The 24,140-nt window shown below is 61.9% G+C and carries 22 protein-coding genes; 15 read left to right on the top strand and 7 right to left on the bottom strand.

What is annotated here, in order from left to right; translation table 11 throughout:
• Positions 1–167: 167 nt before the first annotated feature.
• A complete protein-coding gene (locus tag CRD15_RS03365) occupies positions 168–770 on the bottom strand; it encodes a superoxide dismutase (RefSeq protein ID WP_034968400.1) in 603 nt (200 codons plus the stop codon).
• A 238-nt stretch (positions 771–1,008) separates the two neighbouring features.
• Here CRD15_RS03365 and CRD15_RS03360 point away from each other — a divergent pair, with 238 nt between their 5' ends.
• The 3 genes from CRD15_RS03360 to CRD15_RS03350 all read left to right on the top strand — a co-directional run bounded on the left by CRD15_RS03360 (position 1,009) and on the right by CRD15_RS03350 (position 3,910).
• Positions 1,009–2,010 (top strand): L-lactate dehydrogenase, encoded by a 1,002-nt coding sequence (locus CRD15_RS03360; RefSeq protein ID WP_187401899.1) that lies wholly within the window; start codon positions 1,009–1,011, stop codon positions 2,008–2,010.
• Positions 2,011–2,085: 75 nt separating this feature from the next.
• Complete coding sequence (locus CRD15_RS03355; protein ID WP_035007995.1) at positions 2,086–2,970, top strand: glycerophosphodiester phosphodiesterase family protein; 885 nt, start codon at positions 2,086–2,088, stop codon at positions 2,968–2,970.
• Positions 2,971–3,037: 67 nt separating this feature from the next.
• Positions 3,038–3,910, top strand: a complete 873-nt coding sequence (locus tag CRD15_RS03350) for a DUF5926 family protein (protein WP_222866398.1) — start codon at positions 3,038–3,040, stop codon at positions 3,908–3,910.
• 21 nt (positions 3,911–3,931) lie between these two features.
• Here the strand turns inward: CRD15_RS03350 and CRD15_RS03345 are convergent, their stop codons facing one another.
• The 3 genes from CRD15_RS03345 to CRD15_RS03335 all read right to left on the bottom strand — a co-directional run bounded on the left by CRD15_RS03345 (position 3,932) and on the right by CRD15_RS03335 (position 7,588).
• Positions 3,932–5,338 (bottom strand): LCP family protein, encoded by a 1,407-nt coding sequence (locus CRD15_RS03345; protein ID WP_187401898.1) that lies wholly within the window; start codon positions 5,336–5,338, stop codon positions 3,932–3,934.
• Between the two features lie 101 nt (positions 5,339–5,439).
• Positions 5,440–6,207, bottom strand: coding sequence for a CPBP family intramembrane glutamic endopeptidase (locus CRD15_RS03340; RefSeq protein ID WP_051892182.1), 768 nt, complete (start codon positions 6,205–6,207; stop codon positions 5,440–5,442).
• Complete coding sequence (locus CRD15_RS03335) at positions 6,197–7,588, bottom strand: amidase (RefSeq protein ID WP_187401897.1); 1,392 nt, start codon at positions 7,586–7,588, stop codon at positions 6,197–6,199. The genes CRD15_RS03340 and CRD15_RS03335 overlap by 11 nt, the downstream gene beginning before the upstream one ends.
• Positions 7,589–7,662: 74 nt before the next feature.
• Here CRD15_RS03335 and pheA point away from each other — a divergent pair, with 74 nt between their 5' ends.
• On the top strand, positions 7,663–8,679 hold the full coding sequence (gene pheA, locus CRD15_RS03330; RefSeq protein ID WP_187401896.1) for a prephenate dehydratase: 1,017 nt from the start codon (positions 7,663–7,665) through the stop codon (positions 8,677–8,679).
• Positions 8,680–8,688: 9 nt separating this feature from the next.
• A complete protein-coding gene (locus CRD15_RS03325; RefSeq protein WP_187401895.1) occupies positions 8,689–9,543 on the top strand; it encodes a histidine phosphatase family protein in 855 nt (284 codons plus the stop codon).
• A gap of 24 nt (positions 9,544–9,567) precedes the next feature.
• Here CRD15_RS03325 and CRD15_RS03320 read toward each other — a convergent pair whose 3' ends face one another.
• Both CRD15_RS03320 and CRD15_RS03315 read right to left on the bottom strand, forming a co-directional pair.
• Positions 9,568–9,918: a metallopeptidase family protein gene (locus CRD15_RS03320; protein ID WP_187401894.1), complete on the bottom strand. Its 351-nt coding sequence runs from the start codon at positions 9,916–9,918 to the stop codon at positions 9,568–9,570.
• A gap of 3 nt (positions 9,919–9,921) precedes the next feature.
• On the bottom strand, positions 9,922–11,052 hold the full coding sequence (locus CRD15_RS03315) for a septum formation family protein (RefSeq protein ID WP_187401893.1): 1,131 nt from the start codon (positions 11,050–11,052) through the stop codon (positions 9,922–9,924).
• Positions 11,053–11,165: 113 nt separating this feature from the next.
• Between CRD15_RS03315 and serS the strand changes: the two genes are divergently transcribed.
• The 5 genes from serS to glf all read left to right on the top strand — a co-directional run bounded on the left by serS (position 11,166) and on the right by glf (position 16,029).
• Entirely contained in the window at positions 11,166–12,449 is a 1,284-nt protein-coding gene (serS, locus tag CRD15_RS03310; protein WP_034972238.1) for a serine--tRNA ligase, read from the top strand.
• A 38-nt stretch (positions 12,450–12,487) separates the two neighbouring features.
• Entirely contained in the window at positions 12,488–13,438 is a 951-nt protein-coding gene (locus tag CRD15_RS03305) for a lysophospholipid acyltransferase family protein (protein WP_034968437.1), read from the top strand.
• A 10-nt stretch (positions 13,439–13,448) separates the two neighbouring features.
• Positions 13,449–14,267: an HAD family hydrolase gene (locus CRD15_RS03300; protein ID WP_035002780.1), complete on the top strand. Its 819-nt coding sequence runs from the start codon at positions 13,449–13,451 to the stop codon at positions 14,265–14,267.
• 6 nt (positions 14,268–14,273) lie between these two features.
• Complete coding sequence (locus CRD15_RS03295) at positions 14,274–14,723, top strand: TIGR02611 family protein (RefSeq protein WP_034972218.1); 450 nt, start codon at positions 14,274–14,276, stop codon at positions 14,721–14,723.
• Between the two features lie 88 nt (positions 14,724–14,811).
• Positions 14,812–16,029 (top strand): UDP-galactopyranose mutase, encoded by a 1,218-nt coding sequence (glf, locus tag CRD15_RS03290; protein WP_034994423.1) that lies wholly within the window; start codon positions 14,812–14,814, stop codon positions 16,027–16,029.
• Positions 16,030–16,050: 21 nt separating this feature from the next.
• Here glf and CRD15_RS03285 read toward each other — a convergent pair whose 3' ends face one another.
• Positions 16,051–17,232, bottom strand: coding sequence for an ATP-binding protein (locus CRD15_RS03285; RefSeq protein WP_034994420.1), 1,182 nt, complete (start codon positions 17,230–17,232; stop codon positions 16,051–16,053).
• A gap of 166 nt (positions 17,233–17,398) precedes the next feature.
• On the opposite strand from CRD15_RS03285, the gene CRD15_RS03280 reads away from it, so the two are divergent.
• The 5 genes from CRD15_RS03280 (at position 17,399) to CRD15_RS03260 (ending at position 23,952) form a co-directional block, all read left to right on the top strand.
• The gene (locus CRD15_RS03280) at positions 17,399–18,280 is read left to right on the top strand and encodes an EamA family transporter (protein WP_034994418.1); all 882 of its coding nucleotides are present in this window, start codon (positions 17,399–17,401) and stop codon (positions 18,278–18,280) included.
• Positions 18,281–18,472: 192 nt separating this feature from the next.
• Positions 18,473–19,936, top strand: coding sequence for an ATP-binding protein (locus CRD15_RS03275; protein WP_034994415.1), 1,464 nt, complete (start codon positions 18,473–18,475; stop codon positions 19,934–19,936).
• 248 nt (positions 19,937–20,184) lie between these two features.
• On the top strand, positions 20,185–22,248 hold the full coding sequence (locus tag CRD15_RS03270) for a glycosyltransferase (protein WP_187401892.1): 2,064 nt from the start codon (positions 20,185–20,187) through the stop codon (positions 22,246–22,248).
• A 76-nt stretch (positions 22,249–22,324) separates the two neighbouring features.
• Positions 22,325–22,927 carry a phosphatase PAP2 family protein gene (locus CRD15_RS03265; RefSeq protein WP_080716671.1) on the top strand — a complete coding sequence of 201 codons (603 nt, stop codon included), beginning with the start codon at positions 22,325–22,327 and terminating at the stop codon, positions 22,925–22,927.
• Positions 22,924–23,952 (top strand): decaprenyl-phosphate phosphoribosyltransferase, encoded by a 1,029-nt coding sequence (locus tag CRD15_RS03260; RefSeq protein WP_034968469.1) that lies wholly within the window; start codon positions 22,924–22,926, stop codon positions 23,950–23,952. The genes CRD15_RS03265 and CRD15_RS03260 overlap by 4 nt, the downstream gene beginning before the upstream one ends.
• Positions 23,953–24,140 lie beyond the last annotated feature (188 nt).

The raw sequence follows: 24,140 nt of genomic DNA, 5'->3' as shown, positions 1-24,140 counted from the left end.
GACCCTGTATCGAACGCAGTTTTCCTTTACTGCGGATACAGGGCCCTCGCTTTTGAGTTTTCGAAGTTATTCAGTTGTATACCCAGTATTACGCTTGCTGGAGTTCGATTGCAATAGGCTTTGCAATAGACATTGCAATGGGCTCTGCAATCAGCAGCGCATGAGGCTTACTTCTTTGCAGCCTCGAAGCGCTTAGCAACCTCGTCCCAGTTGAAGACGTTCCAGACAGCCTTGACGTAGTCTGCCTTGACGTTCTTGTACTGCAGGTAGAAGGCGTGCTCCCACATATCCAGCAGCAGCAGCGGGGTCAGGTTGATGGACAGGTTGCCCTGCTGGTCGGTCATCTGCTCGACAACCAGGTTGCCAGCGATGTGGTCGTAGCCCAGAACTGCCCAGCCGGAGCCCTGCAGACCCAGAGCCGCGCCGGAGAAGTGATCCTTGAAAGCCTCGAAGGAACCGAAGTCGCGGTTAATTGCCTCCGCCAGCTCACCGGTCGGCTCGCCGCCACCGTTCGGGGAGAGGTTCTTCCAGAACAGGGAGTGGTTGGTGTGGCCACCCAGATTAAAAGCCAGATCCTTGGACAGTGCGGTAACTACGCCGGCGATGGAGCCGTCCTTGCGGGCAGCTTCCAGCTTCTCCAGAGCAGCGTTAGCGCCGTTGACGTAGTTCTGGTGGTGCTTGGTGTGGTGCAGCTCCATGATCTCGCCGGAGATGTGGGGCTCCAGTGCGTCGTAAGCGTAGTCCAGCTCGGGAAGTTCGTACTTAGCCATTGTTTTTAATGTTCCTTTCACACGTCGGATGTGCTTATGACAACAAGTGTGACGCGAAAATATTGTTCCTGCAAGGTTTTTTCTTACGAATAATTAAGTTATTGACGCCGCGTTTCGGAAGTTCAATTATCAGAAAAGTCTGCGGTGAGCGTGACTGGCACCCGGGTTATGCTGGCGTGTGGGCGTCAACTCAATAAGGCAACCTAGAAAGCAACAAACAAGGAAGAAGGCCACCACAGTGACTGCTCCGGAACCAACACCAGTATCCACCAACAACGCCACCACTCCTCCGGCCCCCGGCACCAAGATCGTCCTGATCGGCGCGGGTGATGTCGGCGTAGCTTACGCATACGCCCTGGTTAACCAGGGGCTGACCGACCACCTGGCCATCATCGACCTGGATGAACGCAAGACCTGGGGGCACGTGCAGGACCTCAACCACGCAGTGCCGTGGTCGCACCACAACACCCGCGTCACCGTCGGCACCTACGAGGACTGCCGAGACGCCGCCATGGTCTGCATCTGCGCGGGCGCGGCACAGAAGCCGGGCGAGACCCGCCTGGACCTGGTTGCGAAAAACACCTCCATTTTCAAGAAGATCGTCGGCGACGTAATGGAACATGGCTTCAGCGGCATCTTCCTGGTCGCCAGCAACCCGGTGGACATCCTCAGTTACGCAACGTGGAAGTTCTCCGGCATGGATTCCAGCCGCGTGATTGGTTCCGGAACGATCCTGGATACCGCACGTTTCCGCTACTCTCTGGGGCGCTACTTCGACCTGGCGCCGACCTCCGTGCACGCCTATGTCATCGGCGAACACGGCGACACGGAGCTGCCAGTGCTCTCCGCCGGATCCGTGGCGGGCACCTCCATCCAGCACCGGCTGGAAATGATGGGGGAGTCGGCTGGCGAGGACGTCGACGAGATCTTCGTGAAGACCCGCGACGCGGCCTACGAGATCATCCAGGCCAAGGGGTCCACCAGCTTCGGCATTGGCATGGGGCTGGCGCGCATCACGCAGGCAGTATTTAGCAACCAAGATGTTGTGCTGCCAATCTCCACTTTGTTGGAGGGCGAATACGGCTTCGAGGACATCTACATCGGAACCCCCGCAGTGATCAACCGTCAGGGTGTGCGCCACGCGGTGGAGCTGCAGCTGGATGCGGAGGAAAAGAAGAAGTTCGACCACTCCGCCACCGTGCTGCGCAAGGTGATGGCCGAGGCGGGGCTGGTTAAGTAAACAGTAAATGAAACTTGGAGGCGACCGGCCTTTAGCGGATGCCGGTTGTGCCCCGGCGCACTAAGAATGGAGGGTATGAAAATTGTCGCCCACCGTGGAGCCTCCAAGGAGCGCCCTGAACACACCCTGGCAGCCTATGAACTTGCCGAGCAAAGGGGCGCGGATGGCTTCGAGTGCGACATTCGCCTGACCAGGGATGGCGAGCTGGTGTGCATACACGACCGCACCATCGACCGGGTGGCGGTGGAAAAGCCTAAGAAGTCCAGCGGCGTGATCAGCGAAATGACGCTGGCCGAGCTGCGGGAACTCAACGTTGGCACCCCGGAAGAGCCCGCGCAGGTACTTACTCTCCGCGAGCTGTTGACATTCTTCAACGACATCAATTCCTCGCGTGTGCCCGCCGAGCCAGGGCATAGCCAGCGGCCGGGAGGTCTGTCCGCGGAGGGCGGCGGGGCGTCCATAAAAAAAGAGATATTTATCGAGACAAAGCACCCGAACCGCTATGGCCCCAAGGTCGAACACGCGCTGCACTACGAGCTACAGCGGGCACACCTGGCGGACAGTCCGCACGTGCACCTCATCAGTTTTAGCCCCCAATCGCTGGTGCGATTCAAGATGATCAACCCGGGGATCCACCGCATTCTGCTGCGCCGTGAGTACCAGCGCATGCTCAACCCTGGCCTGCAGGCGCTGCATGTTGTTGACGCCCACGGGTTGTCCGTCGCCCGCGGTCGGATTCGCCCGGACATTATCGGCCGCTTCGGCGATGGCACCTACATGTGGACCGCGGACAAGGAAGACGAGGTGCGGTGGGCTACACGGCAGGGCGTGACCTGGCTGGCGACGAACTACCCGGGCAGGGCGCGCATGTGGCGCGATAGCGAGAACGGCGTGGATCTCGGAAACAAAGCGAGCGCACCGACAGTGGTTGAAGAAACGGGCGTCACCGCGATCTCCTAGGTATGGCCAGGTACAATAAGGGATCGTGGCTAAGAAGAAAAAGAACCAAGAGAATCTGCCCGAAGGCATGAGCCGCCGTCAGGCGAAGCTGGCTGCCCGAGCTGCCGAGCGTGCCAAACTGCAAAAGGATGCGCGCCCCTTCGATGGCTTCGCCATGGAGGCTGACCTGATCGCCCTACAGGAATTCGTTCCTTCGGCGCACTTCGTCGCTTCGGTCAAGGACGCGGAGCACAAGATCTCCATCGTTACCGTTCTGCCGGGTGCCGTCGCAGCTCTGCGCCGTTCGGAAGAAGACGGTGGGGAGGGCTTCGTAGCGCTGCAGACCCAGCGCCGCGGAGACAACCCGAACCGCGACCTGGCTTACGCCCTGAACTGGGTGAAGCAGGCTCAGCCGGGCGAGTCCCTGGAGGTCGGCCTGTCCGACGGCACCGAGCCCGCCCTAGCGGACATCCTGGATAAGGACGCCCAGGCGGAGATCAACGTTGCACAGGACTTCGACTGGTGGCTGCCAGAGGAGAGTCGTGACAACCCGCAGGTGGCGGCTACTCTGCAGCGCGCCAACGACTCCGTGCTGCCGTCCGAGCGCGTGGAGGCCGACATCAAGGGTGCGGCGTGGTGGATCGACCCGTCCGACAAGGCGCACATCCGCTGGGTTCGCCAGGAGGGTGAAGAGGAGCTGCTGGAGGCTCTGGCCCGACTGCACGGCGCTGGTGAGCTACACCTGGGCGAGGGTTCCAAGTTCGCTGGAGTGTTCCGCACCCACGGCATCCTGGTACCGGTGTGGGATCTGGATCGCACCCGCGAGTCCGCTTCCTGGAAGGAAGGCCTGGAGGCTCTGGACGCGAAGATCGAGGAAGCTCTGGCCAAGGATGCGCCGCTGAGCGCCGATGAACAGAAGGCCAAGCAGACCATCCAGTCCCGCGAGGTCACCATCCGCTAGTAACTAGCGGAGCTCGAGCAATTAGCGGAGCTTTGAGAACAACTCCTCGGCGCCGGCTTCGTCCCACAGTGCGACGTTGCCGGCGTACGTGTCTTGGTAGCCCGCAATCGGCACGGTCTCCTGCTTCGCGCCACCGGCCAGCGCCAGGCCGAGCGAGGCGAGATGCCACACGTGGTCACCCTCGTTGACCTGGATATTTGAGCTCAACGCATCGGCGACTTTCAGGTTCTTAAAAGGGTTCAGTAGGACACCCGGGGACTTGATCTTCTTTGACAACCCCGCCAGGAACTTCCGCTGGCGCTCCACGCGATCCAGGTCGCCGCGGGCAGAGGTGTAGCGGGAGCGGACATAACCCAGCGCGGTCGGGCCGTCGAGCTCCTGACAACCGGCCTGCAACTTGATGCCCGCCATCGGGTCATCCAGCGGTTCATCCAGACACATCTCCACGCCACCGACGGAATCGACGACATTGGCGAAGCCGCCGAAGCCAACCTCTGCGTAGTGATCCAAGTGGATACCCGTCGCCTGCTCCACCGTCCGCTGCAAAAGCGCAGGACCGCCGAGGGAGAATGCCTGGTTCAGCTTATTCTGTCCATGGCCGGGGATATCCACCCAGCTATCGCGGGGCAGGGACAGCATGGTCGCGTCCCCGCCGAAGCGTGGGATGTGAACGACCATAATCGTATCGGTGCGCCCCACCGAATCGTCGAGCTCGCCGGCCATGAGCCGGTCGGCGTCCTCCTTGCTGAGGCCTGCGCGGGAATCCGAACCCACCAGCAGCCAATTCGTGCCCTTAGTGCCGCCCAGTCGGCCGTCGTAATCCTGCAAAGCATCCGTGCGCTGTAGCTTCGTATCAATCCATACCGTCGCGCCGATGGTGAATGCTAGGACGATCGCGAGCAGTAGGCCGACCGTTTTGAAGAAACCGAAGCGTTTGCGCCGCTTTGGCCGTGGCGCCGTGCGACTGCGGGGGCGCCGCGCCGGGCGGGAGTCACCTCGCCGCCCAGCGCGATCAGGGGAGCTGTCGAACTGCGGATCGCCGAACGTTTGTCCAGGTTGAGCCGCGTGATCCGCTGGCCCCGGCTGTGCCGACGGCGCCTGCCATTGGCTTGCCCGCGGATGGGTTGCCGGGGGAGCCGCCTGCGGCTCTGCGCGACGGTACTGGGGCTCTGCGCGGCGGTACTGGGGCTCTTCCGGCTGCGCTGGTCGTTCCGGCTGGGCCGACCGCTCTGCATGCATCGAGTCGGACAAGTTGCGCGTTTCGCGACGCGGTGACTGGTTATTGCTAGGGGGGATCACGCCCCCGCCCTTTCGCACAGGTCGCCCATAGCGATCCAGAAGGGGCTTGCCGTGGCGATCCCGGGCAAACTCCGAACCATCGGAATTGCCAGGATTGCGGCCCGAGCCGTAATTGTCGCGAGAATTCATGGGCACAATACTAACCGCAAGCGCCTCGCAGGCTAGGACAACGACAGTCGCTGTGCTGTGCTGTGCTGAATTGCAGCACGCTCGGCGCCAGCAAGCTCGGATCAGTACAGCGCAGCGTAGCCGACGAAGGCAACCGTATCGATCAGGCCGTGGCCGATCACCAAAGGCCAAATCCGCCCGGTTTTCTTGAAATACCACAGGTAAATCAAGCCCATCACGATGTTGCCCACCCCGGCGGAGTAGCCCTGGTACAGGTGATAGCTGCCCCGCAGGATGGCGGTTGCGGCGAAAACCCACGCCCAGCTAATACGCAGTTGCCGCAGGCGGGTGCTGAGCCACGCGACGACCACCAGCTCCTCTGCAAAACCGTTGGCCCAGGAGTTCACCACCAACAGCGGGATGCGCCACCAGGTTTCGGCGAGCCCCGTCGGAACCACCTGCTTCGACAGCCCCAGATGCACGGCAGCCGCGTAGAACGCCAGGCCAGGGAGGCCAATGATGGCCGCCAGCCCCGCGCCGTGCAGCCAGTCTCGCGTCCGCAGTCGCCAGTGGCGCACCAGCGCAGGAGTGGGCGCATGTCTCAGCAGAAGGAACATCGCCAGCCCACCCCATGCGACCAGCACTCCGCTGGAAAGCAATTGCAGCGCCGGATCCAGCCAGGCCAGCGTGGACTGTGCTTTGTTGAGCGTTGCCCGTTGTTGGTTGAGGGCTTGTGGGCTGACGCTGGCCTCCACTAGTCGCGCTATGGCGCGCAGCCCGCTGGTACCGAAGGTGATCGCCAGGACGATGAGGATCTCCCAACGCAGCGCGCTGCGGTTGGTTTCGGCGCTCGCGCTGTGTCGGGTGGTTGGGTCGTTCTTAGTGCTCATGGTGGTTGTGGCTATTGTCCGGCTTGGCGCGAAAATCCAGGGCCTCGATATCGCCCGGTACCGCGACGCTGAGGCTTTCGGCGGGGAGGTGCGAGGTGGCGTCCATAAGAAAGTCCGCTAGGGAAAGCAACGTCGCAGCGCTGACTCGATTGCCGACGGCGCCCAGTAGCAGTGCGATGGGCCAGCGGCCGGGGACGCGTTCCGGGGCGACGAGGGGGAGGGTGACGCTGGCCCAGCCCGTGAGGTTCCACAGTGTGCCCCATGGGGTCCAGGCGGTCTGGGCCCAGAAGTTGTCAACGGGGGTGAGCTGCGAAAACGCTCCATTGGGAGGGGGTGCGCACGCGAGGGTAGGGGTCGCGATCACGTCGAAGTGTTGCCACGCCCGCTGTGGGTCTAGCCCGACTATTTGTTGTTCTAATTGTTGACGCCGCCATTTCGGCACCTGACGGCCCTCCTCGCGGAGCCACGCGGTGATGGGCGACAGTGTGCCGGGAAGGTCTGCGCAGCGGGAAGCAATGAGTTCGCGGAAGAGCTGGAATGTGGCTGGCGGATACGGGGCGGGAGCCTGCGAGACGGATTCGACCAGTGGGTGCGTGGTAGCCAGCGCGGTAGCGGCGGCTGTGGCGGCGGCGATGTCGGGGGAGACGCGGCTGCGGGTGTGGAAGGGTTTATTGGTGTAGCCAATGCGTAGGGGCTGGGAAGGGTGGCTGAAGTGCAACGTGCCCCGATCTGGTGCAGGTAGGCCATAGGCGCGGGCGGTCGTGGGGATGTCCGCGGCGATGAAACCCTGGGCCACCGGGGTAAACGTGCCGAACTGGTGGTTGTGTGCGGGCTTCAGGGCAGCCAGGCCACAGCAAGCCGCGGGGATGCGGATCGACCCGCCGCCGTCGGTCGCGTGGGCGATGTTCACCAGCCCGCGGGCGACAGCTACTGCCGCTCCGCCCGACGAACCGCCTGCCATCATCTCCGGATGCAGCGGGTTGACGGGGTGGGGCATGCCGACGGGTTCGGTATAGGCCGTGGTGCCGTATTCCGCGGAGGCAGAAGCGCCTACCAGCGTTGCGCCACCCGCTAGCAGGCGGTGCGCAGTCGTATCGTGATAGGCCGCCGTGAAGCTGTGGTGGACGGATCCCATCGTGGTGACTTCGCCCGCGACCTGTTGCAAGTCTTTAATCAGGACCTCTTCGCCGATTAAGGGAAGGTCTGGGTGGTCGGGAAGGTCGGGGTGGCTGCGCAGAAAGTCGTAGCTGTGAGGGTTGTCGTAGACCCGGGTGACCCCCAGCTGGGCATCGCTCAGGCTCGTATCGCGCCGGGCGCGGGCAAGGCGTTCGGCGAAAGAGCTCGCACGGTCAGACTGGGGGTGGTTGGGTGCGGGATTCATTGTTTAACAAGGATATACCCGACGTGATTGGCATTGGGGCTAGCTTGTCTGTGGGTTCCATTAGACTCCGTCTTATGGCTGATTCCACTGAGCAATCCAGCGTGCAGTCCACTGTGCGCGTTGCGTTCCTGGGCCCCGAGGGGACTTTTACCGAACAGGCGCTGAAGCAGTTCAAGGAGATCGGCGCTGTGCCCGCCGGTGCCACCGAGATCCCCGTCGCCTCGCCGCGTGTCGCCCTGGACATGGTGCGCGATGGGGAGGCCGACTTCGCGTGCGTGGCGTTGGAAAACTCCGTCGACGGGCCGGTTTCCCAGACCGAGGACGCACTGACTTACGGCGCGCCGCTACAGATCTACCGTGAGGTTCTGGTGCCCGTGGTGTTCTCCATTCTGGTTCGCCCTGGCACTGCCCTGGAGGATGTGAAGACCCTCACCACCCATCCCGTAGCCGAGGCGCAGGTGCGCAACTGGGTGGAAAAGCACCTGCCGGATGTCTCCTTCGTCCCCGCTGCGAGCAACGCCGCGGCTGCCGCGGCCGTGCAAGCGGGGCAGGCGGATGCCGCCGCAGCCCCGGCACGCGCGGGCGAGATTCACCAATTGGATGCCGTCGCCGAAGGGGTGGCGGATGTCTCCGGCGCTCAGACTCGGTTCATTCTGGTCGGCAAACCCGGGAAACCCACCGAGCGCACGGGCAGTGACCGCAGTGGCATGATCCTCTGGTTGCCGAATCTGCCCTCCAGCTTGCTCGATGCCATCGCGGAGCTATCCACCCGGCAGGTCGATATGGTCCGCATCGGATCGCGGCCCCGCCGCACCGGGGAAAAGGGCGAGGGCGCGGCGAACGGCAACTACGTCTTCCACATTGGCATCGTCGGCCACATTGAAGACGACGCTGTGGCCGAAGCGCTGGCCGGACTATACCGCCGTGCCGAGGACGTGCGCTTCCTAGGAAGTTGGCCGTCCGCGGAGCCGCTGCAGGCTGCGGATTCTCAATCGCCACATCCTTTCCATCGCCATGCGGGCAGTGCCCCGCCGAACTACGCTGAATCCAGTAGGTGGATAGAGGCGCTGAAGCGCGGTGCGAAAGGGTAGCTAGCGAGAATGGGACGATCGACACGGCTTTTCCTGGTCAGGCATGGCCAGACGACCTCTAACGCCATCCACGCCCTGGATACCGCACTGCCGGGGGCTAGCCTGACGGACCTGGGGTGGCAGCAGGCCGCCGAGGCCGGGCAGTGGCTCACCGAGCGCACGCAGCGGCTAAAGATCGTTTCCTCCTTTGCCGCCCGCGCCCAGCAAACCGCGGTGGGCGTGGCCGGTGCTTTCGGCGGCGAGCTGGTTCCTGCGGCCTTCTCTCGCGGTGAGCTTTTAGATGACGCCGCAGCCTGCGACAACGCAACGGATCACACCAAGGCATCGCTCCAGCGACTGCCGCGGGTATCGGAGATCCCCGCCGGGCAGTACGAGATGAAAAACGACGAGGATTCCCACGAGGCCTACCACTCCATTCTGGGTGCCTGGATGCTCGGCAAGGTGGATAAGGCAGTGCCGGGTGGACTGTCCGGCGCGGAGGTTCTGCGCGAATACCTGGCCACGCTGCTCGGCGCCCTGGCGGAGAACCTGGCGGAGAACCAGGCGGCGAATGCCGCGACAGATGAGGCCGCCGCCGACGTAGCCCTAGTTAGCCATGGCGCGGTGATCCGACTGGTAGCCCGCTTCCTCGGCGGGGTGGATCCGGAATGGGCATTCATGCACTACCTGGCCAACGGCAACGTCATTACACTGCGCGTACCGGACAACATTGGTGAGTTGGCTGATGTTGCTGTGGGCAGGCCTGGGGCGTCCCAAAGTAAGAGCGCCGCAGGAAACAGCGCCGCAGGGGCAACTCAGTCAGGCGTGCTCGACAGCCTGGAGGGGGCGTTCGAGGTGCTGGGGTGGGGTGCGGCCACGCTATAGGTCGGGCTCGGGACGGGCGGGCGCTTAGCCCCAGCCGAGTTCGTGCAGGCGATCGTCGCCGATGCCGAAGTGGTGGCCAAGTTCGTGGATGACGGTGATGGCAACCTGCTCGATTAGTTCCTCTTCGGTGTCGCAGATGTCCTCGAGCGCATGGTGGTAGATCGTGATCTTGTCGGGCAGCGCGCCGGTGTATTCGGAGTCGCGCTCGGTCAGCGCAATGCCCTCGTAGAGCCCCAGGATCTCCGGGCTTTCGGGGTTGTAGTCCTCCGTGACGATGGCGACGTTGTTGACGTTATCCAGCAGCTCGCGGGGGATCCGCCGTAAGCCGAGGTCAACGAGCTCTTCGAAGCGCTCTGGGGAAACGTCGATGGCCATGGGTTATTGCGCTGCTCCGGGAGCGGCGCCGGGGTTGGTTCCGGCGTTGGTGCCCGGGTTAGTTCCGGCGTTAGTTCCAGGCGCGGCATTCGGGTTGGCCTCAGTATTCGGGCCGGCCTCGGCGCCACGGGCATCGCTCGGCCGCGGGGAGCGGCGCAGCGGATTGCGCTTCGGCGGGGTTGCCGGTCGCTTACCGTCGATGGTGAATTCCTGGCGCACATCACCCTTGATTGCTGCGAATCCACCACCGGGACGGCCGAACGTCAACGCGCAGTTCACGGTACGCGAACCCGCATCCCAGGACTGGCGCTGCAAGGTGTTCCAAAACGGGGTGAGTGTGGAGTTGTACAGGGCATCGTCGCCACCCAAGTAATCCTGGGCGGCCTTCGTACACACCTTGTTTAAGAACTCGTTCTGGTCCTTGATGCTGGGCCAGGGGCCGGGGAACTTCTCGCCGAGATTCACCACCGAGGTCACCTGCCAGGAGTGCTTTTCCTCGCACGGAACCTCGTTGGTCAGGTCGCCGTCCGCGCGCACGCAGTGATCCTTCTCAAAGTATCGAGCCTGATCCTGCTCGGCGGCAAAGCCCGTGGTCTCCGTCGTGCGGCCGGTGGAGTCCGGGACCATCACGCCGCACAGCATCGTGCGGTCACCGTCAGCCCAGGCGGACTGTGGCGGCAGGATCGGGGAGATCGAGTAGCGCCCTTCGGGGTCGAGCTTTCCCTCCAGGTACTGCATCGTTGGGCCGTTGCATAGCTCTGCGGTGAGCTCTTCCTGACGCCGCAGGTCCGGCTGCTTCGCGTCTGGGCCGAACTCACTGGTGGGATACTGGCCGAGATCCTCCCGAGAGCTGACCTCAAAGCGGTGGGGCTGGTCGCAGCTGACGGTGGTGAAGTCCTTGTTCACCCCGTCTGCGCTGGGCTTCCAATTCACACAATCGCCGTTGCTGGCCTGGGTAAATGTGGAGTTATCTACGTGCTGGCCCTGCTTCTCGTTCATCGGAACCAGTGGTGAGCTGCCCTCGGGAGCTACGAAGGTGAAAGCCGCGGCGCTCACACCGCCGCACAGTGCGGCGAACAGGGCGATGGTGAGGCTCCGCGCTCGGCGGTGGATCTTCGCTTCGCTGAGGGACATGGGGCTCGCTTCGTTATCTAGAGGTTAGTAACTGGGGGCTAGTGTAGTAGGGGATATGGATAAGGGGGAACTGGCCGGACAAGCTGGCGGGGGAACCGGCTAAGCTAAACACCATGATTGATCTGAAGCTTCTGCGCGAAAACCCCGATGTTGCCCGTGAATCCCAGCGCACTCGTGGGGAGGACCCAGCGCTGATCGACCAGCTGCTGGAAGCCGATGCGCAACGCCGCGAGGCCATCAGCGCCGCCGATGCCGCCAGGGCGGAGCAGAAGGCGTTTTCTAAGGAGATGGGGCAGAAGATGCGCTCTGCCTCCGACGAGGAAAAGCAGGCGCTGCGTGAAGAGGGCAAGCAGAAGGCCGACTCGGTGAAGAAGCTGGAGGAAGCCCAGGCAAAGGCAGAGCAGGCCGTCAACGACCTGCAGATGCAGATTTCCAACATTGTTCAGGAAGGCGCCCCGGCTGGCGGGGAAGACGACTTCGTCACTCTAGACGTGGTGGGCGAGCCTCCGCAGTTCGACTTCGAGCCGAAGGACCACCTGGAGCTCGGTGAATCGCTGGGCCTGATCGACATGAAGCGCGGCACGAAGGTTTCCGGCGCCCGCTTCTACTTCCTCACCGGCGACGGCGCGCTGCTGCAGCTGGGCATGCTGCAGCTGGCCGCCCAGAAGGCTGTGGAGCACGGTTTCCAGCTGATGATCCCGCCGGTGCTGGTACGCCCGGAGGTTATGTCCGGCACCGGCTTCCTCGGAGCCCACGCGGACGAGATTTACCGCCTGGAAGAAGATGACATGTACCTGGTCGGCACCTCCGAAGTTGCCCTGGCCGGCTACCACTCTGAGGAAATCATCGACCTTTCTAAGGGGCCGCTGCGCTATGCTGGCTGGTCCTCCTGCTTCCGCCGCGAGGCCGGCTCCTACGGCAAGGACACCCGCGGAATCATCCGCGTGCACCAGTTCGACAAGGTGGAGATGTTCGTTTACTGCAAGCCGGAGGAAGCCACCGAGGTCCACCAGGAACTGCTGGCCATGGAGCGCGAGATGCTGTCTGCCATCGAGGTTCCCTACCGCGTGATCGACGTCGCCGGTGGTGACCTGGGATCCTCTGCCGCCCGCAAGTTCGATACGGAGGCTTGGGTTCCGACCCAGCAGACCTACCGCGAACTGACCAGTACCTCGAACTGCACGACCTTCCAGGCCCGTCGCCTGAAGACCCGTTACCGCGATGCTGATGGCAAGGCGCAGACAGCCGCCACGCTGAACGGCACGCTGGCAACAACCCGCTGGTTGGTGGCTATTTTGGAGAATCACCAGCAGGCCGACGGCTCCGTTGTGGTGCCAAAGGCGCTGCGTCCTTTCGTTGGTAAAGATATCCTGAAGCCCAACGAATCCGGCGCTTAGTGCGCCCGCAGAATTTCCAGGAGAGGTAACCGCCACCCATGTCGTTGCTCGATAGCTTCAGCTTTCCCGATGGCTACCAGCCCACAACCACCGGCCACAAGGAAGCAAAGGAATTCCCCTATGGCTTCCCGACAATCGGTATTGCCAAGCTATGGTTCCGCGTCATGCAGAACCTGGACTGCGCTATCTACGGTGCGGAGAACATCCCCACCGACGGTTCTGCCATGATCGCCGTCAACCACACGGGCTACTGGGACTTCACCTACGGTGGCATTCCGGCGCACGTGCGCGGCGGCCGACTGGTGCGCTTCATGGCGAAGAAGGAAATCTTCGACGTCAAGGGTGTGGGCGCCCTGATGCGCTCCTACCACCACATTCCGGTTGATCGCGCAGACGGTCAGGCCTCTGTGGACGAGGCCATCAAGAAGCTCCGCGCCGGCGACCTGGTGGGCATTTTCCCCGAGGCCACGATCTCCCGCAGCTTCGAGATCAAGGAGTTCCGCCAGGGTGCGGCTCGCATTGCCTACGAGGCAGGGGCGCCGCTGATCCCGCTGACCATCTGGGGCTCCCAGCGCGTCTGGACGAAGGGCCGTAAGCCGATCTGGAAGCCGAAGAAGACCGAGCTAGTCATCACCGTCGGCGCGCCGATCGAGGTCACCGAGGATGCGGAGGCGACCACGGAGCGCCTGCACCAGACCATGGTCGAGCAGCTGGACCTCACCCGCGAGCGCTGGGTGGAGCGTTTCGGCCCCATGCCCAAGGGCGAATTCTGGGTGCCCGCGGCGCTCGGCGGCACTGCTCCGACGCTGGAGGATGCCACCGTCCAGGACCGCGCCGACGCTGCAGCGCGCAAGGAGAAGCGCGCTAAGGACAAGGCCGAAGCCGAACTCCGCACTGCCACCGAGGCTCGCGAGCGCGCAGAAGCCACCGGCATCAACAAGCTGCTGGTGCCCCTGCGCCAGCGCATTAACCACTTGCGCAAAAAGTAGGTCATAGGCGATGCAGGATTCCCCGTTGCTGGTTGTCAGCGACGTCGACGGCACCCTGCTAAACAGCAGGGAGCGCGTTTCGCAGCGCATGCGCCGGGCAGTTAGCTCGATGCTGCGCCAAGGCACTGTGTTTACGATCGCCACCGGCCGACCGCCGCGCTGGCTGATGCCCGTCTTTGAGCAGCTGCCCGTCCGCCCCGTCTGTGCCTGCGCCAACGGCGCCATTATTTATGACGCCAACCGGGATCAGATCCTGCACGCCGCCACCCTCGCGCCCGGTCCGATCCGCGCTCTGATTGACCAGCTCAGTGAATCAGTTCCCGGCGTGGGCTTCGCGGTCGAGCGCGCCGGAACCAGCGCTTTCGATCGCGCCGACGAGCTGTTTTCCGTTTCCCCCGGCTACGACCACGCCTGGGATTCCACCGAGCACGCCGTCCAGACCATCGACGAGCTCACCGCCACGCCCGTGGTGAAGCTGCTGGTCCGCGACCCTCACCGAACCTCGGCTGAGTTGTACGCCGCGGTGCGCCCTTTTATTGACGCCACCCAGGCGAAAGCCACCTACAGCTACGAAGGGGGACTCGTCGAGATCGCGGCGGCGGGGATCTCCAAGCGTTCCGCGCTGGAATGGATTGCCGCGCAGATAGGTGTGGATGCAACCCAGACCGTGGCCTTCGGGGACATGCCAAACGATACGGAGATGCTCACGTGGGCGGGGCTTGGCGTGGCGATGGGCAACGCAGAGGAGTCCTTGAAGGGCATTGCCGACGAGGTCACACTGACGAATGACGAGGACGGCGTGGCCGCCGTCCTCGAACGGTGGTTTTAAGTAGTCATGTCCAAGCTGAGCGAGAACGTCCGCCGGAAAGTAGCCCAACTGCAGGTACGACACGAGGGCTTGAAGAAGAAGAGCTATGGCTTCCTGGTCCGTCCGTTGACGTTATTGGCGGGCTGGTTGTTCGTGGTTGGCGGCATCCTCATCATCCCCACGCCGGGACCGGGATGGTTCCTGCTCTTTTTCGGCATCGGAGTGCTCTCCTTCGAACTGACGTGGCCCAACCGGCTGCTGGACTACGGCCTGCGGCAATACGACCGCGCCGAGGAGTATTGGAAGCGTCAAGGCACAGCCATGAAATCCCTGATCATCGTGGTCTTCTTGGTCGGATGTGCCATCGTCTTCAGTGGCATTTTCTGGGTGATGTGGAACACGGGCATGCTGGGCTTTACTAAAACCTGGTTAGAGCCATGGGTGGATAAGCTTCCGGACTGGATCGGGCTTAAATAACCGCTTGCCTGAGAATGCCTGGCGCAGTGGCACACCGAGGTGGCGTCATGCCCAAGAAACAACGAGTGAGCGCGGTACCCTGGCAGGCATGACACAGCAAACACGCAATGAACATAACTACGACCTCATCGTTGTGGGCAGCGGCTTCTTCGGCCTCACCGTGGCCGAGCGCGCAGCCACCCAAGCTGGCAAGAACGTGCTGGTGGTGGAGAAGCGTTCCCACATCGGCGGCAACGCATACTCCGAGGCCGAGCCGGAGACGGGCATCGAGGTCCACAAGTACGGCGCGCACCTGTTCCACACCTCCAACAAGCGCGTGTGGGACTACGTCAACCAGTTCACCGACTTCACCGACTACCAGCACCGCGTGTTTGCCATGCACAAGGGTACGGCCTACCAGTTCCCGATGGGCCTGGGCCTGATCAACCAGTTCTTCGGCAAGTACTACAGCCCGGACGAAGCCCGCCAGCTGATTAAGGACCAGACCGACGGGCTGAACCCCGAGGACGCGAAGAATCTCGAGGAAAAGGGCATCGCCCTGATCGGCCGCCCGCTGTACGAAGCCTTCGTGCGCGACTACACCGCCAAGCAGTGGCAGACCGACCCGAAGGAGCTGCCGGCCTCCAACATCTCCCGCCTGCCGGTGCGCTACACCTTCAACAACCGCTACTTCAACGACACCTACGAAGGCCTGCCGGTGGAGGGCTACACCGCGTGGCTGGAGAACATGGCCGCCGACGAGAAGATCGAGGTACGCCTGGATACCGACTGGTTCGAGATCCGCGACGAGATCCGCGCGGCCAACCCGGATGCGCCCGTTGTCTACACCGGCCCGCTGGACCGCTACTTTGATTACGCCGAAGGCCACCTGGGCTGGCGCACCCTCGACTTCGAAACTGAGGTGCTGAACACCGGCGACTTCCAGGGCACCCCGGTGATGAACTACAACGATGCCGAGTTCCCGTACACCCGCATCCACGAGTTCCGCCACTTCCACCCGGAGCGGGGCGACAAGTACCCGAAGGACAAGACGGTCATCATGAAGGAGTTCTCCCGCTTCGCGGAGGAGGGCGACGAGCCGTACTACCCGATCAACACCCCGGAGGACCGCGAGAAGCTGGAGGCCTACCGCAAGCTGGCCGCGGCGGAAGCTGCGGAGAACAAGGTGCTGTTCGGCGGGCGCCTGGGCACCTACCAGTACCTGGACATGCACATGGCCATCGGTGCGGCACTGTCGATGTACGACAACAAGCTGGCGCCGTACTTTGAGTCGGGCGAGCCGCTGGAGCAGGCGCGCGGACACTAGGGGCCGCGCTCGGGGGCGTTCCTACTCCGGCCAGATGGAGAACTGCTCCATTGCTTCGGCCGCGTAATGGGAGCGCAAGTACTCGCGCATGTACGGCAGTTCGTAATCGACGAACCCGTGGGCCGTTGGGCCGATCATTTCTGCATCGATGAGGCGTTTGCGGTAATTCCCCGCGTATTGCGCGTCTACGCCCATGCGTGTTGCGATGTCCGACATACGCGAGGGGCCATCGTCGGTCGACATTGCGATGAGAAAAGTCCGGTCAACCTCAGACAGATCCGCAATCGATGGTTCATGCACGAGCTGTCCAAGTTTTCTCCGGGCATCTCCAATTCCACGAGATACTGCTTCTTCGTCGATCGCGTTGCCGGTGCAGTTGCGGAAGGCGTGTTGCCCGACTAGCTGGATCATGAAGGGGTAGCCGCCGGTCGCCTTGGTCGCGTTGTCGAGTGCCTGCGGGGTCCAAGAGATCCCGACCTGTTCGGTGGTCTTGTCAAGCGCAGTGCGCACTTCTTCAATCGGCACCATTCCGGTTTCAATTTTGTTTGCCCGACGCAAAAAGGTTACTGGGTTGCGACCTTCGTCAGCTGCGAGAAGTGGTTTCACAGCGCCGGGAATGCCAGCCATAGCAATCGCAATCTCACGGTTCTCGCGGACGAGATGTTGAATTGTTGTTCCAAATTCGATGATTTCGTCCATGTGGGCGTAGTGCAGCTCGTCCAAGGTGATCAGCAAGCCGACTGGCTCTTGACCGAGTCGAGTATCAAGCTCAGCCTGGCGGTCGAAAAGCTCTTCAAGTACTGACCTCAACGTCGGTGTGGGTGAAAAAGAGGGAATGGCTTCGGTGTCGAAGCCGAGGTAAGGGAGCTTGATGCCCGATAGGCGTTGTTTAGGCTCGTCGGAAAGATCCTGCAGCAAGCTAAAGGCGCGGTCGCGGATGCGGTCGTTGAAACCACGGGTCGTGGTTTCGGATATGACGTACCACGAGTGGGTTTTCGCGACCGCTTCGAATTCATTTAACAAAACAGTCTTGCCGATACCCCTAGGGCCGGTAATTATGGAGATACGTTCATGGCTCCCAGGGCCATCTTGGATGGCGGCATCGAAGTCACGGAGGTATTCATCGCGTCCGGCGAGAACCAGTGGCGTCTTCCCAACTGTCGCAGTGAAGGGGTTTCTAGGTCGAGCTGGAATGGACGGCATCTTGCCTCCTTACTATCTCTTACTATCTTTACTATTTTTACTATCTTTACTATTTTGTCGCTAGAGCCTGGCTAAATCAGCCAAAGGAGGCTGCACTAATATTTCACGGGTGTCGCGTGAGAAAACCCAAACAAAGGCAACCCAGCAAGAGCCATCGTCGCGGGGCGTGAGCAAGTTCCTCGCCCTACCAGTGGCGCCGGTCCTCTTGGTCCTCGTCGGGTCCCTGGGTACCCAAGCTGCGGCGGTACTGGTCACAGACATGCTTACTACGGTTGGCGCGCCGGGCGTATCGGGTCTGCGCATGACCGCCGCCGCCATCATCATGGTGGTTGTCTTCCGCCCGAAACTGTCTGGCATGACGCGCGCCCGCGCCCTCAACATCGTGGTCTACGGCATCGCCATGGGCATGATGAACATGATGGTTTACGAAGCCATCGCCCGTCTGCCTCAGGGCGTTGCCGTCACTATCGACTTCCTTGGCCCCTGCATTGTTTCCTTCCTGGGTCTGACGATGTGGCGCTCTCGACTGTGGGCCATCGTCGCGTTCGTCGGCGTTGCATTTATCGCGCAGCCCTCCAATGACCTGGACATTGTCGGTATTGGCTACGCAGCTGTTGGCGCGGTTTTCTTCGGCGCCTACACACTGTTTTCAGCCCGTGTGGGAAAAACCGAGGGCGGCGGCATGCCGGATCTGGCGCTGTCTGTGGTCGTCGCTGCACTTGTGCTCTCGCCGTTTTCCATCCCCGCCGTTCCGCACGTTAACGGTTCGATGTGGGGCATCATCGTCATTTCTGGCTTCATCGGCGCTGTCGTTCCCTACATGATGGATACAATCGCCGCCGGAATTGTCTCGGCGGCGATTGTCGGTACGCTCTTTGCGCTAGATCCGGTGATCGGAGCGATACTGGGCTGGGCATTCTCCGGCGACCAGGTGACGTGGTCCATGGCGGCGGGCATTGTGCTGATTGCGATGGCCGGCGCGATGATTACGTGGCGCGGGGCGCGTGAATCGCGGGAGTTGGTGCCGTCCCCGTTTTCAGAGGACTAGATCGAATCCAGTCTGCCTCCGCCGGGTTCTTTCACGTCTTCACCAACTTCTATAGACGTATGCTTTTGTCGGTGAGTTTGTCATTCTTGCACTAGGCGGGAAGAGAAGCATAACACCTAGCTTCCCACTTAACATCCCACAGTGTTATGTTAGGTGTGAAGTTGAGTGGGAAGTTGATTAGGTGGATCCGCTATGGACGACAGTTCGTTGAAGGAAATCGTCGCGAATCTTCGGTTAGTAGGTTCAGACACTCAGGCTGTTGAAGTTAAGAGCAACGTCGGCAAGAATACTCGTGAAACTCTGAGCGCCTTTGCTAATGCTGGTGGCGGTCTCATTATTGTCGGGCTTGACGAAAGTGCTGGATTTGCTCCAGTAGACAAATTCGATGCTCTCAAGGCGCAAGATGCGCTAGAGACGCGCTGTAGACAAGTGACACCACCGGTGCGACCACAAATTTCGGTGCTTCCTTTTGAAGGAGGCCGTATCGTCGTGGCGGAAATGGAGGAATTCAGCCCCTTCGACAAACCTTGCTATGTAACGGATCAAGGCCGATACGGGGGAAGCTACATTCGTACAGGGGAAGGGGATACCAAGCTTTCGAGCTACGAAATCGACAAGCTTATCGAAGAGCATACTCAACCAAAATGGGACGAAAGTCCAGTTCCAGAGGCCACTGTCGAGGATCTAGCTCCAGAGGTGCTCGAGGAGTATCTGCAAGCACAGAAACGGCAACGTCCAAAGACTTTCAAAGATGGTCGTGAAGTAGCGCTAAGAAGGCTCCGAATTACTAAGGATGGGGGTGCGACTTTGGCTGCCTTGCTGGTCATGGGGGACTATCCTCAAGAATTCTTCCCGCGTTTGACTGTTACATTCGCGCTTTTTCCAGGGGCAAGTAAAGGTAGTGTAACCACTGGTTTGAGGCTTCTCGACAGTGCAAGGCTGACAGGTACTATTCCCGAACTTGTAGAAGCCGGTGTCGATATAGTTAAAAGAAATATGCGCACTGGAGCCATGATTAGTGAAAAGTTCCGGACCGATCTTCCCGACTATCCACCAATTGCCGTGCGTGAAGCCCTGGTGAACGCGCTGATGCACCGAGATTACTCGCCGTCGGCTCAGGGGAGCCAGGTGCAGATCAATATGTTTGTAGATCGGCTAGAGATTACAAGTCCAGGTGGTCTATACGGTGGCGTAACGGTTCGTCATTTGGGTGAACCCGGAGTTAGCTCGACTCGCAACCAACGGATTTCAAGTTTCTTAGAGGAAGTTTCCCTGCCGGGTGAAGGAAAACAGGCGGGGCGCGTGGCTGAAAATCGTGGTACGGGCATTGCAACGATAAATCAGTCTTTGGAAGATGCTCTTATGCCAAAACCTGAGTACATCAATCGGCTTGACAGTTTCACCATAATATTCCGCCGCCGGCGGGTTGCTACTCAGGAGAGGTACACGACGGCGCGGGATCATGTTTTGGCAATCCTGGAGGAAGAATCCTCTTCTTCGACCAGCGAAATCGTAGAGAGAACCCAGTTGAGCCGGACAGCTGTCCAAAAAGCAGTCAACGCTCTAATTAACGAAGGTTTGGTAGAACGAACCGAACCTGCGAGGAGTCCGAAGCAACGTTATCGAATGCTTGAAGATCAGAACTCCCCTAATTGATAGTGGAAAAGTGGAAAACTACAGCTAGATGAGGGGGTGGCGAGAGCATCACGCCTAGCTTCCCACTTAACTTCCCACAGTGTTATGTCTGGTGGGAAGTTCTCAGCCACTTAGCGGGCGCTCCTCGACTAAGAGTCCAACTCGGGCTGAACTGGGGCTGTGTCGCGCAAGCGCTTGTGACCGGCTTTCATGGATAATCGGATATATTCCAATGTCTTTATGTCTATGCGGAGGTTTGTGTTCAGCATATGAACGCTCAGCCAGTGAAAGCCAGTACCAACGATGGGTTCGACGCCACCCGCTTAGCGCGCATCTTGCTGCCGAAGCGTGGCGAACCGCGCAACGTGCGTTCCCTGTATTTCGTAGAGAACGAGGCCACCACCCCCGGCCGCGTTAACGCCGTTTCCCGTACCGAGGCGATCCTGCCTGCGGGCAGCGAAACCTCCTTCGAGACTTACTTCAACGCCTTCCCCGCCTCCTACTGGCGCCGCTGGTCCCAGCTGGACGAGGTCAAGCTGCGCATCGAGATCACGGGCGAGGCTCGCGTTGACCTGTACCGCTCCAAGTACGACGGCTCCCGTATCGGCATCGAGGGAGCCCAGATCGAAACAGATGAGAACGGTCACGGCATCGCCGAGTTCACCATCTCCCTGGCTCCTTTCGAGGACGGCGGCTGGATCTGGTTCGACCTGACCTGCGAGAAGGAAACCCGCCTGCACTCCGCGGGCTGGTACGCCACCGTCGAGGCCGGCGAACAGGCCTTCGAGGGCGAGACGCTGCCGGTCGCCGAGCCGAGCGTCACCATCGGCATCCCGACCTTCAACCGCCCGACCGACGCGGTGGCCGCGCTACACGCGCTGGCCTCCGACCCCGAGGTTGACGGTCGCATCGAGGCCATCATCATGCCTGACCAGGGCGACAAGCACCCCGCCGACGAGCCCGACTTCGACGAGGTCGCTGAGCACTTCGGCGATCGCCTGCGCATCGTGCAGCAGGGCAACTTGGGTGGCTCCGGTGGCTACTCCCGCATCATGTACGAAGCCCGCCACCCGGAGCGTGGCACCACCAGCCCGTACATCCTGTATATGGACGACGACATCGCCATCGAGCCCGATAGCGTCCTGCGCGCCCTGGCGGCCGCCCGCTATGCGAAGTCCCCGATGTTGATCGGTGGCCAGATGCTGGATCTGCAGGAGCGCAGCTTCCTGCACAGTATGGGCGAGGTCGTTCACCGCGACGTGTTCATGTGGGGTGGGGCACCGCACACCCATTACACTCACGACTTCTACCGCCACCCGCTGCGCGACCTGGGCGACGGCACTGCCCACAACGCTGCAGGCCAGCCGATCGCGCCGGTGGCCCGGGACGTGATCAACAAGGGCTACGGCACTCCGAATAACTCGGAGAACTCCAAGGATCTGCACCGCCGCATCGACGTTGACTACAACGGTTGGTGGATGTGCCTGATCCCGCGCTATGTCGCTGATCGCATCGGCCAGCCCCTACCGCTGTTTATTAAGTGGGATGACGCCGAATACGGCCTGCGTGCAAAGGATGCTGGCTTCCCCACGGCCTCCTGGCCGGGCATCGCGATCTGGCACATGGCCTGGTCAAGCAAGGACGATGCCATCGACTGGCAATCCTACTTCCACATCCGCAACCGCCTGATCGTGGCGGCCATGCAGATGGAAGGTTCCCCGCGCGGGCTGCTGGTCTCTCTGGCCAAGCTTGCGACCAAGCACCTCCTGTGCCTGGAGTACTCCACCGTTGCCCTGCACATCGAGGCAATGAAGGACTTCCTGGCAGGCCCGGACCAGCTGTTTGACATCCTGGATACCTCTCTGCCGCGCATCGCGAAGCTGCGTAAGAACTACTCTGATGCGGTCGTCGTCCCATCTGCTACCGACCTGCCCCCGGCGACAGGTGGTCCGGCGGGCCTCACGCGCATCCCGTTGAGCAAGAAGGCCAAGATCGTCACTCTTGCCAAGGGTCTGTTGCACAACGCCAAGCCTGCAGACGCCCGCCACCACCACGCACCGCAGGTGAACCTCCCGCCTGTCGAGGCCCGCTGGTTCAGCCTCTCCCGCGTCGACGGCGCGACCGTGACCACCGCCGATGGCAAGGGCGTGTTCTACCGCAAGCGCGACCGAGGCCAGATGCTGGCTCTGGTGAAGGAGTACGCGCGCCTGGAAAAGCAGGTCTACGACCGCTTCGACGAGCTGCGCAACGCTTACCGCGCAGCCCACCCGCACCTGACAAGCCGGGAAGGCTGGGCACAGATCTTCGAGCCCGAGAGCGTGGAAAACAAGTAGCGAGCCGACGCTAGCTGCACCGAAGCTGAGCCAGACCGAAACCGAGCCAGACCGAAGTAAGGACAACGCAAAGACAATGAGCTCCACACACGTCAGTGGCGACCCGCTGGGCGAATCCGACATTCTGGTCGCGCTGCAAAAGCAGCTGGCCGACAAGCCGGGAATCCTGCCCACCGCCCGCGGCATGAGCCACTTCGGTGAGCACGCCCTCGGCTGGATGGGCACCGCTGCTCTGGGCTACGGCCTGGCCCTGGCGCAGGGCAAGTCCGCCGACGGCCCAGAGCGCCGCGGCTGGCTGACCATGGGTGCCAGCGCCTTTTTCGCCCACGCCGCCAGCGTGGTCCTCAAGCGCATCGTCCGCCGCCCGCGCCCGCACGACCCGCGGATCAAGATCGGCGTGGGCACGCCCTCGAAGCTGAGCTTCCCGTCTTCCCACGCGACCAGCTCCACCGCAGCTCTGGTGGCATTTACCCAGTCGGCAAACAACCACACCGGGGCGCTTCCCCTCGTGGGAATCCCGGCGATGGCGCTGTCGCGTCTGGTGTTAGGTGTACACTATCCCTCTGACGTAGCCCTCGGAAGTTGCATCGGCGCTGCCACGGCCATCGCCGTGCGCAGGGTTGTGGATGGGGGACGTGGGGGCGTCACAAAGAAAAACAGTGAGGAGAAAAGCCAGTGAGCGAACAGCGTAGCGACGGCCGCCCGGAGCCGCTGATCGGCGCGGAGCCACACACGTCCGGGTTGGAAGACTCGAACCAGGCGACCAGCACCGCCACCGACACGAAGAAGCTGCGCCCGCCGCGCAACCTGCCGGAGGCGATGATCAAGGCACTGCGCCCGAAGCAATGGGTGAAGAACGTGCTGGTCGTCGCGGCTCCGGCGGCTGCGGGTAGTGACATGCTCTTCCACAGCCGCGTGCTGCTGGACGTGCTGATCGCTTTCGTGGCTTTCTGCCTGGCGGCTAGCTCGATCTACCTGATCAACGACGCGCGCGACGTGGAAGCCGACCGGGCGCACCCGACGAAGCGCTTCCGTCCGATTGCGGCTGGCGTGCTGCCGGTGGGGCTGGCGTATGCGATGTCGGTGGTGCTGATCCTGGCGGCGATCGGCGGCTCGCTGCTGGCCTCGTCGGGCACGAACCTGGCGATCGTCGTGGCTGTGTACATCGCCCTGCAGCTGGGCTACTGCTTCGGTTGGAAGCACCAGCCGGTGATCGACATTGCACTGGTGAGCTCCGGTTTTATGCTGCGCGCCATGGCCGGCGGTGTGGCGGCGGCGATTCTTCTGTCGCAGTGGTTCCTGCTGGTCGCGGCGTTCGGCTCGCTGTTTATGGCGGCGGGTAAGCGCTATGCGGAGCTGAAGCTTTCGCTGCGTTCGGGGGCGAAGATCCGCAAGTCCCTGGAGAGCTACACCCCGACCTACCTGCGCTTTGTCTGGACTCTGGCCGCCACCGCCGTGGTGCTGAGCTACGCGCTGTGGGGCTTTGGTCTGGCGCAGACCGTCGATTCCGGAGTGGCTGCCGTGTGGTACCAGGTTTCGATGGTGCCGTTTACCATCGCGATTCTGCGTTATGCCGCGGACGTTGACCGCGGCGAGGGTGGCGCGCCCGACGAGATCGCCCTCGAGGATCGCACCCTGCAGTTGCTGGCGCTGGCCTGGTTGTTCTGTGTGGCGATGGCTGTCTACATCGTGCCGATGTTCTAGCTGTTTTCTTTTGGACGCCGACTCTTCCCCCGCGGAAGGTTGGCGTCTTTTGCTTTTGTTAAGCAGCCGGGCTGGGTGTGGACGGCGTTACACTTTTGGGGGTGAAAATGTGGCGTCGAGAGATGGGTGTGTGACTGCTGTGGCGGGGGAGGGGAGGAGAGACCTTAATTTTTGGAAGATGTAGCGAT

This window comes from Corynebacterium sp. LK28, assembly GCF_014335105.1.
GTDB classification, from domain to species: domain Bacteria; phylum Actinomycetota; class Actinomycetes; order Mycobacteriales; family Mycobacteriaceae; genus Corynebacterium; species Corynebacterium macclintockiae.
The sequence above is the reverse complement of the archived record's forward strand: the minus strand, read 5'-3'. Positions and strand labels throughout refer to the sequence as shown.